The organism is Streptomyces sp. NPDC060366 (assembly GCF_042725135.1).
GTDB lineage: Bacteria > Actinomycetota > Actinomycetes > Streptomycetales > Streptomycetaceae > Streptomyces.
Map to the genome: position 1 here is coordinate 11,391 of NZ_JBHXDC010000020.1, position 12,779 is coordinate 24,169.

Below are 12,779 nucleotides of genomic sequence, written 5' to 3' on the forward strand. Positions count from 1 at the left end.
GTGGCGAAGCGGTCTCGGGGGCGTGGTCGTGAGGAGTTGTACGGTTTTGCCCCCATCATGGGTTCAACGGGCCGGTGCGGTCGAGGGTTCCAAGATCCCTCGTTCGGGTCGCGTGACCCCGGTCACTTCGTACGGACAAAGCGGACACAATCTTTGTGCACGCGTTCACAAAGACATACCCTGCACACGACGGGGCGGTCCTGGGACAAACGGCCGCCTGCAGCCCCGCTCATCCCGCAGGAGCACCGTGGCAACTGGCCGAACTCACCGACCGGCGACCCGTAGCCGAGGAATCCCCGAGGCCACGGTCGCCCGGCTTCCGCTGTATCTGCGGGCGCTCACCGCACTTTCCGAGCGCTCCGTACCCACTGTGTCGTCCGAGGAACTCGCCGTGGCCGCCGGGGTCAACTCCGCGAAGCTGCGCAAGGACTTCTCGTACCTCGGCTCCTACGGAACCCGTGGTGTCGGGTACGACGTGGAGTACCTCGTCTACCAGATCTCCCGCGAACTCGGCCTCACACAGGACTGGCCCGTCGTCATCGTCGGTATCGGTAACCTCGGCGCCGCGCTCGCCAACTACGGCGGATTCGCCTCCCGCGGCTTCCGCGTCGCCGCGCTGATCGACGCCGACCCCGAGATGGCCGGCAAGCCGGTCGCCGGGATGCCCGTCCAGCACACGGACGAGCTGGAGCGGATCATCAGCGACAACGGCGTCTCCATCGGGGTCATCGCGACCCCGGCGGGCGGTGCCCAGCAGGTCTGCGAGCGCCTCGTCGCCGCAGGTGTCACCTCGATCCTCAACTTCGCGCCGACCGTGCTGACCGTGCCCGACGGTGTGGACGTACGGAAGGTCGACCTCTCGATCGAGCTCCAGATCCTCGCCTTCCACGAGCAGCGCAAGGCCGGTGAGGAAGCCGCAGCCGCCGAGGCGGGTACGCCGCCGCCGATCCGCTCGACCGGCGCGACCCGGAAGGGACCCGACGGGGATGTCCCCGCCGTGATGCCGGCATGAGTCTTCTGGTCATCGGTCTGAGCCACCGCAGCGCGCCCGTGAGCGTGCTGGACCGGGCGTCGCTGTCACCGGACAGCCGGATCAAGCTCCTTCAGGACGTACTCGCCGCCGAACCGGCGACCGAGGCGGCCGTCCTCACGACGTGCAACCGGGTCGAGCTGTACGCGGACGTGGACAAGTTCCACGCGGGTGTCGCCGAGTTGTCCACGCTGCTCGCCCGGCACAGCGGCGTCGGCCTCGACGAGCTGACCCCTTATCTCTATGTGCACTACGAGGACCGCGCCGTCCACCATCTCTTCACGGTGGCCTGCGGACTGGACTCGATGGTCGTCGGCGAGGGCCAGATCCTCGGGCAGATCAAGGACGCGCTCGCGCGCGGCCAGGAGCTGCACACCGCCGGCCGGCTCCTCAACGACCTCTTCCAGCAGGCGCTGCGCGTCGGCAAGCGTGCCCACAGCGAGACCGGGATCGACCGGGCCGGGCAGTCGCTCGTCACCTTCGGTCTCGAACAGCTCGCCGCCGGCGCGGACGTCGGCACCTGGGCCCGGGGCCGGCGCGCGCTGGTTGTCGGCGCCGGGTCGATGTCCTCGCTCGCCGCCGCGACGCTCGCCCGTGCCGGGGTCGCCGAGATCGTCGTCGCCAACCGCACCGCGTCCCGCGCGGACCGGCTGGTGGCGATCCTGAACGAGCCCGGCGGTACGGGAGTCAAGGCCCGCGCCGTCGACATGGGCGCTGTCGACGCCGAGTTGACACGTGCCGACATCGTCGTCTCCTGTACCGGCGCCACCGGTCTCGTCCTGACGGCCGACGCCGTCGAGGCGGCCACAGGCCCGGTCCCCGGAGACCGCGAGATCGCGCTCCTCGACCTCGCCATGCCCCGCGACATCGACGCCGCCGTCCACCGCCTCGGCGGCGCCCGGCTGATCGACATCGAGTCCCTGGCCGACGCGTCCGCCGACGCCCCGATGGCCGCCGACGTCGACCTGGTCAAGCGGATCGTCGCCGACGAGGTCGCGGCCTTCGGCGCCGCCCAGCGCGCCGCCCACATCACCCCGACCGTGGTCGCCCTGCGCGCCATGGCCGCCGATGTCGTCACCAACGAGATCACGCGTCTCGAAGGCCGGCTCCCCGGCCTCGACGAGCGGCAGCGCGCCGAGATCACACAGACCGTGCGCCGCGTCGTCGACAAGCTCCTGCACGCCCCGACCGTGCGGGTGAAGCAACTCGCCGGTGAGCCGGGCGGCGCGGGTTACGCGGACGCGCTGCGCGAACTTTTCGACCTCGACCCGCAGACGGTCGCCGCCGTCAGCCGGGCCGACCGGAGCGAGGCCGGCGACCGGAACACGGTCGACCTCAAGAACCGAGGGCGGGTATGACCGAGAAGACACTGAGACTCGGGACCAGGCGCAGCAAGCTCGCCATGGCCCAGTCCGGGCAAGTGGCCGACGCCGTCATGGAGTTGACCGGACGGCGGGTGGAGCTCGTCGAGATCACGACGTACGGCGACACCTCCCGCGAGCAGCTGTCCCAGATCGGTGGCACGGGCGTCTTCGTCACCGCGCTGCGCGACGCGCTGCTGCGTGGCGAGGTCGACTTCGCCGTGCACTCGCTCAAGGACCTGCCCACCGCGCAGCCCGAGAACCTGACGCTGGCCGCCGTACCGCGCCGCGAGGACCCGCGGGACGTGCTGATCGCACGCGACGGGCTGACCCTCGACCGGCTGCCGCACGGCGCCAGGATCGGTACGGGCTCCCCGCGGCGTACCGCGCAGCTCAACGCGCACGCCCGCAGCCACGGCCTCCTCATAGAGACCGTGCCGATACGCGGGAACATCGACACCCGCATCGGCTACGTACACGGCGGTGAGCTCGACGGGGTCGTGCTGGCCGCCGCGGGTCTCAACCGACTTGGCAGGACCGGCGAGGTGACCGACTTCCTGTCGGTCGACTCCGTCCTGCCGGCCCCCGGCCAGGGGGCACTCGCCGTCGAATGCGCGGCTTCCGACCCGGAACTCGCCGCCGCACTCGCCGGCCTCGACGATCCGCACACGCGGATCGCCGTCACCGCGGAACGTTCCCTGCTCGCCGCCCTGGAGGCCGGTTGCAGCGCACCTGTGGGTGCGCTGGCCGACCTGCTGGGCGACGGACAGGACACGCGATTTGTCAACGAACTGCGCCTGCGTGGCGTCGTCGGCACGACCGACGGCTCGACGCTCGTGCAGTTGTCCATCACCGGTCCCGTACCCACGTCGCACGGCGACGCCGTCGCGCTCGGTCGCGAACTCGCGTCCGAGATGCTCGCCAAGGGTGCGGCCGGTCTTATGGGGGAGCGAGCACTTTGAGCCCCATCGCCGACCATCCGGCAGTCCACGCATCAGGGCACGTCACCTTCCTCGGTGCCGGACCCGGGGATCCGGGTCTGCTGACACTCCGCGCCGTCGAGGCGCTCGCGGGGGCGGAGGTACTGATCGCCGAGCCGGATGTGCTCGAAGTCGTACGCGGCCATGCCCGTCCGGGTGTGAGCACGCCTGAGATCACGATTGTTGACGATGCGTCAACAGCCGCCGGTATCCCAGCGATCAGGGATGCCGTCAATCTTGTCATGGAGGCCGCGCGCGGCGGCAAGCGGGTCGTCCGTGCGGTGACCGGGGACCCCGGTCTCGACAGCGACACCGGCACCGAGATGCTGGCGTGCGCCGCCGCGGGCATTCCCTTCGAGGTCGTGCCGGGTATCGCCGCCGCCGTCGGGGTGCCCGCCTACGCGGGTGTGCCGCTGCGGGACGGGCAGGGCACGGACGTCCGCTTCGTCGACAGCCGTACGGCCGGCGAGCGCTGCTGGACCGAACTCGGCGCGAGCGACGGCACGGTCGTCGTCTCGGCGACGCTCGACACGGTCGCCGCGACCGCCGGTGAGTTCGTCGCCGCGGGCCGCAAGCCCGACACGCCGATGACGGTCACCGTCGCCGGTACGACGACGCGCCAGCGCACCTGGTCCGCGACGCTCGGCACGATCGCGCTCACGCTGAAGCAGGCGAAGGTCCTGCCCTCGGCGTCCGGGCATCAGCCGGTCATAGCCGTGGTCGGGGAGCGCAGCGCGCCCGCGCAGCGCGACCAGCTCGCGTGGTTCGAGTCGAAGCAGCTGTTCGGCTGGAAGGTGCTCGTACCGCGTACGAAGGAGCAGGCCGCCTCGCTCTCCGACCAGCTTCGGTCATACGGCGCCGTACCGCACGAGGTCCCGACCATCGCGGTCGAACCGCCGCGTACGCCCCAGCAGATGGAGCGCGCGGTCAAGGGCCTGGTCACCGGGCGCTACGAGTGGATCGCCTTCACGTCGGTCAACGCGGTGAAGGCCGTCAGGGAGAAGTTCGAGGAGTACGGGCTCGACGCCCGTGCCTTCGCGGGAATCAAGGTCGCCGCGGTCGGCGAGCAGACCGCCGCCGCGCTGGTCGACTTCGGCGTCAAGCCGGACCTGGTGCCCAGCGGTGAGCAGTCCGCGGCAGGGCTGCTGGACGACTGGCCGCCGTACGACCCGGTCTTCGACCCGATCGACCGGGTGTTCCTGCCGCGCGCCGACATCGCCACGGAGACGCTGGTCGCCGGGCTGATCGAGCTCGGCTGGGAGGTCGACGACGTCACGGCCTACCGGACCGTGCGCGCGTCGCCGCCGCCCGCCGAGACGCGGGAGGCCATCAAGGGCGGAGGCTTCGACGCGGTGATGTTCACCTCGTCGTCCACCGTGCGGAATCTGGTCGGGATCGCGGGCAAGCCGCACAACGTGACCGTCATCGCGTGTATCGGCCCCGCGACCGCCAAGACGGCGGAGGAGCACGGGCTGCGGGTGGACGTGCTGTCGCCGGAGCCTTCGGTGCACAAGCTGGCCGAGGCGCTGGCGGCGTTCGGCGCGGAGCGCCGTGAGGCGGCGCGGGAGGCCGGAGAAACGGTCACCCGGCCGAGCGAGCGGCGGCCTGGGTCGAGGCGGCGGCGTACGACGTAGCGCAACGGTGAGAGGGGGCCGTCCGCGCGCGCGGGATGCGGCGTAGCGTGGACGGGTACGTCAGCGACAGCCCTTTCTGACCACGAGGCGACTCACCATGACTGTGTACGGTTCCTTCCCCGGTGCCCGGCCCCGCCGGCTGCGGACCAGCCCCGCGATGCGGCGCATGGTCGCCGAGACGCGGCTGCATCCGGCCGATCTGATCCTGCCCGCGTTCGTGCTGGAGGGCGTCACCGAGCCGGTGGCCATCTCGGCCATGCCCGGGGTCGTCCAGCACAGCCTGGACACGCTGCGTAAGGCGGCCGTCGAGGCGGTCACGGCGGGTGTCTCCGGGATCATGCTGTTCGGTGTGCCGGAGGACGCCAAGAAGGACGCGCTCGGGACGGCCGGGACCGACCCGGAGGGAATCCTCCAGGTGGCGGTCCGGGCGGTGCGCGACGAGGTCGGCGACGATCTGGTGATCATGTCCGACCTCTGTCTGGACGAGTACACCGACCACGGCCACTGCGGGGTCCTCGACGCCGCCGGGCGCGTCGACAACGACGCGACGCTGGAGCGGTACGCGGAGATGGCCCAGGTGCAGGCCGACGCGGGCGTTCATGTGGTGGGCACCAGCGGGATGATGGACGGTCAGGTCGGGGTGGTCCGCGACGCGTTGGACACCATCGGCAAGGAGGACGTGGCCGTTCTGGCGTACGCGGTGAAGTATTCGTCCGCGTTCTACGGCCCGTTCCGGGAGGCGGTCGGCTCCTCGCTGACGGGCGACCGCAAGACGTATCAGCAGGACCCGGCCAACTCCCGTGAGTCCATGCGCGAGTTGGCGCTGGATCTCGAAGAGGGCGCCGACATGGTGATGGTGAAGCCCGCCGGGCCGTATCTCGATGTGCTGGCGAAGGTCGCGGCCGAGGTGGACGTGCCCGTCGCCGCGTACCAGATCAGTGGTGAGTACTCGATGATCGAGGCGGCGGCCGAGAAGGGCTGGATCGACCGGGACAAGGCGATCATGGAGAGCCTGACCGGGATCAAGCGGGCCGGCGCGGGGATGATCCTCACGTACTGGGCGACGGAGGTCGCGCGGGCGCTCTGATGCGCCCGCGCGTGACCGGGGTCGGCTACCAGACCAGGGCGTCGGCCATCGTCGACTGCCAGTAGGAGACCGACGTGCTGTCGGAGATCATCGTCCCCTTGGGGAGGGTGAGGTTGGCGGCGGAGCCCACCGATCCCTGGTTGTCGCGGCCCGCGAAGTGGACGCTGAGCTTGTACGCCGCGATGTCCGGGGAGCCGTCGCCGCCGAGCGCGATCGAGGCGTAGGCCGACTCGCCGGGCGCCAGGGTGACCACGGCCTGCGGCTGGCTGTCCTCGTTGATCTGGGTGACGGACTGGGCGTCGTCGAAACCGAGGAGAGGCGCGTAGTAGGCGTGGCAGTTGCCGCTGCCGGTGTTGGTGGCGGTCACCAGCAGGTGGTTGATGGGCCGGGTGACCTCGGTGACGGTGACCTTGGTGTTGGAGCCGGTGCAGGTGGTGGTCTTGCTCTTGCTCTTGGCGTCGGTCTTGGTGTCGGCGTTCTTGCTGCCGCTGCCGTTCCCGGTGCTGTTGCTGTCGGCGCCGTCGTCGGCGTTCTGGTCGGCGGGCGGCTGCGGCTTGTCACTCGCCTTGGCGTCCGGCTCGTCCGTGGACGTGGACGCCGCCGCGGCCGTGGAATCGGGCTTCGGGTCGGCGCCGACCGCGTCCGACGGCCCGCAGGCCGTGAGGGCGAGTGCGGTCATGAGAGCGGTGACGGTGGCGGCCGTGGCGGTGGAGGTGGCGGCGGAGCGGATTCGACGGTTGCGCATGAGTTTCTGTCTCCCGTTTCGGTGGTGCGGTCAGGTGCGGTTGATGAGCACGATCAGAACGCTCGTGCAGGCGATCACTACGCAGACGGCGACGCCGTCGACGAGGCTGTCGCGGAGGCGGGTTCGGATTGCTCCTCCTCGTTTCGGCGGCTGCTGGGATCACCTTGCGGGGCGGCTGGAACCGCCCGCAATCGGCAAGGGACAATGAGGGAAGCTGGAACGCTGAGACGCCTGTGACCTGCGGGAACGATGTTTCCCTGGGACGCGTTCCTGGAACGGCCGCGGACCGTGGCTTACCGATGTGGAGGGAAACTGCGAGTGGCGACGACCGAGGCCAAGGCTTTCGCGGAACTGCTCAGCGAACTGAAGGAGCGCTCGGGACGCAGCTACGGCGTGCTCGCCGCGAAGCTCCATGTCAGTACGTCAACTCTCCACCGGTACTGCAACGGTGACGCCGTGCCGGCCGACTTCTCGGCGGCGGAGCGGTTCGGGCGGCTGTGCGGCGCGACGGGCGAGGAGTTCGTGGAGCTGCACCGGCGTTGGATCCTCGCGGACGAGGCGCGACGGCGGGCACGGGCGGCGGGGCCGACAACTCCTGTCGAGGCCACGGCCTCCGAGAGTCCTGAAGCCTCCGCTCCGGCTCCGGACACTCCGGTAGCCGAGTCGGCCGCCGGACCGTCCGAGCCCGCCGAGTCGGCCGCTGGGCCCTCCGATGCGGCCGACGCCGCGACGCCGGCGCGGCCCGAAGGCGACGCGTCCGCCTCGCGACGCAGGAAGCGTCTGTACGTCACTCTCGCCGCCGCGGCGGTCGTCGTGGCCGTCGCCGTACCGGCCATCATCTTCGGCCCGCTGAACGATCCGTCGACCGACCGTTCACCCGTCGCGTCCGAGGTCTCGGAGGGCGGTGAGTCGAAGTCGCCCACGCCGTCCGCGTCGCCCACCGGATCGCCTTCCCCCGACAAGTCGGCCTCGCCGAAAGCCAGTCCGTCGGCCCGGGAGACCGCGAAGGACAAGGAGGGCGGCGGCGAGGAAGGGAAAGGTACGGGCCCGGTCGCCGAAGTGCCCGTGACGGTGAACACCAGGCCGTACGCCTTCGAGGACCCGTGCACCCAGCGCTATCTTGTCGACCGCCCCCCGGCCGAGGTTCCCCCGCCCCCCAACGAGCCGGACGCGCCCGGCTGGGTCGCCGTGCTCGGCGCGGTCTCCAGCGGCAGCCAGTTCATCGAACTGGCTCTACAGGGCACCGGGAGCGAGACCGTCGTGCTCAACGACCTGAACGTGCGCGTGGTGGGGAGCGCGGCGCCGCTCGCCTGGAACGACTTCGGCACGGGTGTCGGCTGCGGCGGCGGTGTCACGACCAGGGCGTTCACCGTGGACCTGGACGCGGGCCGCCCCAGCGTCGAACCGCAGGGCGGGCAGCGGGACTTCCCCTACAAGGTGAGCGAGTCCGACCCGGAGGTCTTCCAGGTCACCGCGAAAGCCTCGGCCCGCTACGTCAGTTGGTACCTCGAACTGGAGTGGTCCAGCGGCGACCGGGAGGGCACGCTCCGCATCGACGACCACGGGAAGCCGTTCCGTACCAGCGGCGCGCAGGGGCGGCCGTCGTTCGACTACCCGCTCGGGGGCGACTCGAAGTGGGAGACGGCAGCCGTGAACGACCCGGACCAGTATCCGTAGGGAGCCCTCAGCCATGACCGGACTCGGCCCCGTCGCCTGGCCGCCAGCACCGATCAGCACCGAACGGCTCGTGCTCCGTGAGTCCGAGGCCCGCGACCGTGCGGCGTTCATCGAGCTGTTCGCCTCGCCGGAGGTGCGCACCTACCTCGGTGGCCCCCGACCGCGTGACGAGCTCGAACGCGCGGTGCCCGCCGTGCCCGGGCGCCGCCCCGGCCTCTTCGTGATCGATCTCGACGGAGCGATGATCGGCACGATCACGCTCGATCGGCGCGACGCGGAGCGTCCGGGGCACCTTCTTCCGGATGCCCAGGAGGCGGAGCTCGGCTACATGTTCCTGCCGGACGCGTGGGGACGCGGGTACGCCGCCGAGGCGTGCGCGGCGGCACTCGACTGGTTCGCCGACGCACTTCCCGGCGAGCCGGTGGTGCTCTGCACCCAGAGCGCCAACACCCCCTCGATGCGCCTCGCGGCGAAGCTGGGCTTCACCGAGGTGGAGCGGTTCGAGGAGTACGGCGCCGAGCAGTGGTTCGGCGTGCGGACCTGGGGACACTCCTGGTGCTGTGACCGGGTTCGGTAGGAGCCGAGGCCCTTCGCCTTGCGGGGGCAGACGTTAAATCGGATGTGCGTGCGGCGCGGGGTTGTTAGGTTCGCCGTGTGCCGAAGCTGAATCAGATCATCGCAGTCGAAAAGGGCGTCAAGTCCAAGGCCCTCCAAGAGCTGACCCAGGCTCACCAGGACGTGCAGAAGCCCGCCCTGCTGGCCGGCATCTCCCGGACCTACCAGCCCAAGGACGAGGAGGGCGAGCAGCTGCCGCCCGAGTCCACGCGGGTGCAGATCAAGGCCGAGGACGCTCTGCGGGAGACCGCCGGGACGCTGACGCGGCTCTTCGACGTGACCGCGACGAAGGACTGGGCGAACCGGTCCGCGGTCGCGGACGTGGTGGTCGACGGTACGGTGCTGTTGCCCCAGGTGCCCGTCCCGTACCTGTTGTTCCTGGAGAAGCAACTCACCGACCTGCACACCTTCGTGCGCAAGCTGCCGGTGCTCGACGCCTCCGAGTCGTGGAACCTGGACCCCTCGACGGACTCGTGGAAGACGGACCCGGTGCGGACCATCCGCACGAAGAAGGTTCCGCGCAACCACGTGAAGGCCGAGGCCACGGAGAAGCACCCGGCGCAGGTCGAGGTGTACTACGAGGACGTCCCGGTCGGTTACTGGACCACGGTGAAGTTCTCCGGCGCGCTGCCCGCCCGGCGGGTCAACGAGCTCCTCGACCGCGTCGAGAAGCTCCAGCAGTCCGTCAAGTTCGCCCGCGAGGAGGCGAACAACTCCGAGGTCACCGACCAGCGGGTCGGCGACGCGGTATTCGGCTACCTCTTCCGGTAGCCCCACATACGCCCTCCGTCGCGAGCGGAGGGTGCGCGATGAGCGCAAGCTGAAACTGATGTTGAAGCTGATGAAGGGGTGTCAGTTGGGGGTTCGAATCCCTCTCCCCGCACCACGTGCGGGGGTGGCCCAAGCCTGGCAGAGGCGGCCCCATGAAACTCAGATTCTCGCTCCAGTCTCAGTATTCGCCGCCGAACACCGGATCGACCGAGCGTGGGCGAACATCGACGGATGGGGGTTCAAGTCCCTCCGGCGCCTCTCTCGTGGCGCTGTAGTTCAAAGGCAGAACACGTCGATCTCAACATGACCCGCGGTTCTTAAACGCCGCCGGTGTGCGCAAATGGGTGGCAAGCTGGAGCCCGGGAGCTGGACATGCTCCCGGGCTCCGTCACGTACCCGGGTGGGGAGTTGACGGTTGCGGTAGCGGCCGGGAGTCTCGCCGACGAGACCGGTGACGCGACGCGCGCGGCGAGCCCGGTGGAGGCCCCCGAGGCCACGGCGAGGCTGCTGGCCGGCGTCCTGGGCCGACGGGACGAACGCGCGGAGTCGTACGTTGCCGGTACGGTCACGTCGGTGCCGAAATGCCCCTTGAGCTGGGGCTGTTGCAAATCCAATGCCGTTTTTCTGGAACCCATTCGCTGAGACGGAACCCGGACATCCGCAGGATCATTTGCGGATCGACTCGCCCCTAGTGTCGTCGGTGTCAGCAGGGAACACCGCAACCGACAGCCACTGGAGATCATGATGCGTTCGCGTCTCGCCGCCCGTTCCGCCCGTCTCGTCCTGGCCGCCGTGGCCGTGACGGCCCTCGCCGCCACCACCACCGCCTGCGGCCCGGAAGAACTCGCGGACAGCGGAAGCTCCGCGGCCCCCTCCGCCGCCTCGGACGGCGCCGAGAAGGGCGAGGGCAGCGACGAGAGCGACAAGTCCGCCGGTGACAAGTCCTCCACCGGCGGCTCCGACTCCAGCGGCTCCAACGACAAGTCCGACTCCGCAGACAGCGGGAAGAGCGGCTACGGGCAGTCCTGCGGCACCAACGACCTGGACTTCACGGTCACTTCGGAGTCCCAGGCCGGCGGCTACTACCGCGTCACCGCCAAGGCCAAGTCCGGCATCACCTGCTACCTGGACGTCAACACCCCCACGGTGTCCTTCGGTTCCGACCTCGACGGCGTGGCCTCCCCGGTCGGACAGGGTGGCGAGGAGCCGATCAAGCTCACCGGCTCCGCCGTCGCGTACACCGGTATCAACCCCAAGACCACCGAGACCGACGGCGGCACAGAGTTCGAGCACGTCATCATCGGCACGACCGAGGAAGACCCCAACCCGGCCCAGCTGAAGCTCCCCGACACCGCCACCGTCGACAAGCCCATCGTCACCAACTGGTCCACCAACGCGTCGGAGACCGTCCCCGTCCTCGTCTGACGAATGTGGCCGGAAGCTAAGCGGTATCGGCTGCCTCGGGTGCTTCGGCGGCCTCCGGGGCTTCCGGTGCGTCCGGAGCCTCGGCGCCCTCGATCATGTTCGTCTCGCCGAACACGGTCGCGTGTTCCAGAACGTCCTCGGCCGGGTCGTCGATCTGGCCGATCGAGAGCACCGTGAAGCCGCCGTTGTGAGAGTTCGTATGGGTCTCGTCCGCGGCGGCGCCACTGGCCGGGATCACGGCGGCCAGCACCGCCGCGCCAAGGACTGTCAGGGTGCGTGTGGCTTTCATCTCTGGTGGTAGCCCGTCTGCTCGTCGTAGTCCTCATGGTCCGGTCTGTCTATGGCGCAGAACGGGCGCAAAAGTCACGGCTGACGGCGTGTGTCGGGGCGGTATTCACCTCACCGGCGCAGTTGGCGCGACGGTCAGCGGACCACGTCCGCGGTGAAGGCCGCCCAGGCGGCGGGGGCAAGGGTGAGTACCGGGCCGTCGGAGACCTTGGAGTCCCGGACATGCACGGCGGCGGGGTGCGCGGCGACCTCGACGCAGGCGCCGCCTTCTTCGCCGCTGTAGCTGGACTTGAACCACTCCAGTGCGGTGCTCATTGCTCTCCTAGCAGCCGGTCCAACAGGCCTTTCGTCTCTTCGGGGTTGAGGGCCTGCGTCCGCAGCATCGCATATTTGCGAGCCAGGATGCTGACCTCATCCGGGTCCTCGACAAAGAGGCTGCCCCGCTGGGTCTCGGCATAGGCGAGATGCTGATGATCGGGTGTCTCCAGCAGCACGAACGGTCCGGAGAGTCCCGCGTGAGTGGTCCGGCCGAACGGCATGATCTGAAGGGTCAGACCTGGAAGGTCGGCGCTCTCCCGGAGCTGGTGAAGCTGTTCCGCATATACGGCAAGGGAGCCCAGTCGGTCTTTGAGCACGGCTTCGCCGATGAGGAAGCTGCATGTCGGAGGGACCTTGCGGTGCAGGATCTGCTGGCGCTCGATGCGCCCGGCGACGCGGGTGTTGATCTCGTCCTCGCTGAAGGCCGGCACCCTGCTGCGGAAGACCGCTCGCGCATAGTTCTCGGTCTGGAGCAGGCCAGGGATCACCTGGTTCTCGTACCAGGAGATGGCGATCGCCTCCTGCTCCTGGTCGATGAACGCCGCCGCCCACGTCGGATACCGGTCGATCTCCGGCATGTTGTCCACCGCCGTCTCCAACGCCCCCTTCGTCAGCAGCACTTGATCCAGCAGGATCGCCAGATCGGGCTTGAGCAGTCGGCGGCCCTGCTCCACCGACGCGATCGTCTCCGTGTGTACGCAGGCGCGCTCCGCGAGTTGGCGTTGGGTCAGGCCCGCCGCCTCACGGAAGAGGGCCACCAGCGCGCCCACGAGCTTCATCGCCGACGCGTTCTTCCGCTGTCTTTTTCTGCTGTGCATGTCCGACCAACTCCCCGTTCCCGTACGTAC

At 69.6% G+C, this 12,779-nt stretch carries 13 protein-coding genes; 9 read left to right on the plus strand and 4 right to left on the minus strand.

All coding sequences use genetic code 11. From position 1 onward, the window contains the following. Nucleotides 1-247 precede the first annotated feature (247 nt). The 5 genes from ACFWHU_RS32515 to hemB all read left to right on the plus strand — a co-directional run bounded on the left by ACFWHU_RS32515 (nucleotide 248) and on the right by hemB (nucleotide 6,092). Nucleotides 248-1,012, plus strand: coding sequence for a redox-sensing transcriptional repressor Rex (locus tag ACFWHU_RS32515; RefSeq protein WP_385801341.1), 765 nt, complete (start codon nucleotides 248-250; stop codon nucleotides 1,010-1,012). Further along, nucleotides 1,009-2,388, plus strand: a complete 1,380-nt coding sequence (locus ACFWHU_RS32520; RefSeq protein WP_385801339.1) for a glutamyl-tRNA reductase — start codon at nucleotides 1,009-1,011, stop codon at nucleotides 2,386-2,388. The genes ACFWHU_RS32515 and ACFWHU_RS32520 overlap by 4 nt, the downstream gene beginning before the upstream one ends. Continuing rightward, nucleotides 2,385-3,353, plus strand: a complete 969-nt coding sequence (gene hemC / locus ACFWHU_RS32525) for a hydroxymethylbilane synthase (protein ID WP_385801337.1) — start codon at nucleotides 2,385-2,387, stop codon at nucleotides 3,351-3,353. The genes ACFWHU_RS32520 and hemC overlap by 4 nt, the downstream gene beginning before the upstream one ends. Then, nucleotides 3,350-5,005, plus strand: coding sequence for a uroporphyrinogen-III synthase (locus ACFWHU_RS32530; protein WP_385801335.1), 1,656 nt, complete (start codon nucleotides 3,350-3,352; stop codon nucleotides 5,003-5,005). The genes hemC and ACFWHU_RS32530 overlap by 4 nt, the downstream gene beginning before the upstream one ends. A 97-nt stretch (nucleotides 5,006-5,102) precedes the next feature. After that, the gene (gene hemB / locus ACFWHU_RS32535) at nucleotides 5,103-6,092 is read left to right on the plus strand and encodes a porphobilinogen synthase (RefSeq protein WP_385801333.1); all 990 of its coding nucleotides are present in this window, start codon (nucleotides 5,103-5,105) and stop codon (nucleotides 6,090-6,092) included. A gap of 25 nt (nucleotides 6,093-6,117) precedes the next feature. Here the strand turns inward: hemB and ACFWHU_RS32540 are convergent, their stop codons facing one another. Further along, nucleotides 6,118-6,837, minus strand: coding sequence for a DUF4232 domain-containing protein (locus ACFWHU_RS32540; protein ID WP_387229339.1), 720 nt, complete (start codon nucleotides 6,835-6,837; stop codon nucleotides 6,118-6,120). Nucleotides 6,838-7,155: 318 nt separating this feature from the next. Between ACFWHU_RS32540 and ACFWHU_RS32545 the strand changes: the two genes are divergently transcribed. The 4 genes from ACFWHU_RS32545 to ACFWHU_RS32560 all read left to right on the plus strand — a co-directional run bounded on the left by ACFWHU_RS32545 (nucleotide 7,156) and on the right by ACFWHU_RS32560 (nucleotide 11,325). After that, entirely contained in the window at nucleotides 7,156-8,514 is a 1,359-nt protein-coding gene (locus ACFWHU_RS32545) for a helix-turn-helix domain-containing protein (RefSeq protein ID WP_387229341.1), read from the plus strand. 13 nt (nucleotides 8,515-8,527) lie between these two features. Next, nucleotides 8,528-9,091, plus strand: a complete 564-nt coding sequence (locus ACFWHU_RS32550; RefSeq protein ID WP_387229343.1) for a GNAT family N-acetyltransferase — start codon at nucleotides 8,528-8,530, stop codon at nucleotides 9,089-9,091. Nucleotides 9,092-9,168: 77 nt separating this feature from the next. After that, complete coding sequence (locus ACFWHU_RS32555; RefSeq protein WP_385801326.1) at nucleotides 9,169-9,900, plus strand: hypothetical protein; 732 nt, start codon at nucleotides 9,169-9,171, stop codon at nucleotides 9,898-9,900. Between the two features lie 744 nt (nucleotides 9,901-10,644). Next, complete coding sequence (locus ACFWHU_RS32560) at nucleotides 10,645-11,325, plus strand: hypothetical protein (RefSeq protein ID WP_387229472.1); 681 nt, start codon at nucleotides 10,645-10,647, stop codon at nucleotides 11,323-11,325. A gap of 16 nt (nucleotides 11,326-11,341) precedes the next feature. Here the strand turns inward: ACFWHU_RS32560 and ACFWHU_RS32565 are convergent, their stop codons facing one another. The 3 genes from ACFWHU_RS32565 to ACFWHU_RS32575 form a co-directional block, all read right to left on the minus strand. Next, the gene (locus ACFWHU_RS32565; RefSeq protein ID WP_385801324.1) at nucleotides 11,342-11,575 is read right to left on the minus strand and encodes a hypothetical protein; all 234 of its coding nucleotides are present in this window, start codon (nucleotides 11,573-11,575) and stop codon (nucleotides 11,342-11,344) included. 173 nt (nucleotides 11,576-11,748) lie between these two features. Then, nucleotides 11,749-11,928, minus strand: a complete 180-nt coding sequence (locus ACFWHU_RS32570; protein WP_387229346.1) for a DUF397 domain-containing protein — start codon at nucleotides 11,926-11,928, stop codon at nucleotides 11,749-11,751. Further along, nucleotides 11,925-12,710 carry a Scr1 family TA system antitoxin-like transcriptional regulator gene (locus ACFWHU_RS32575; protein WP_387229348.1) on the minus strand — a complete coding sequence of 262 codons (786 nt, stop codon included), beginning with the start codon at nucleotides 12,708-12,710 and terminating at the stop codon, nucleotides 11,925-11,927. The genes ACFWHU_RS32570 and ACFWHU_RS32575 overlap by 4 nt, the downstream gene beginning before the upstream one ends. Nucleotides 12,711-12,779: the final 69 nt, after the last annotated feature.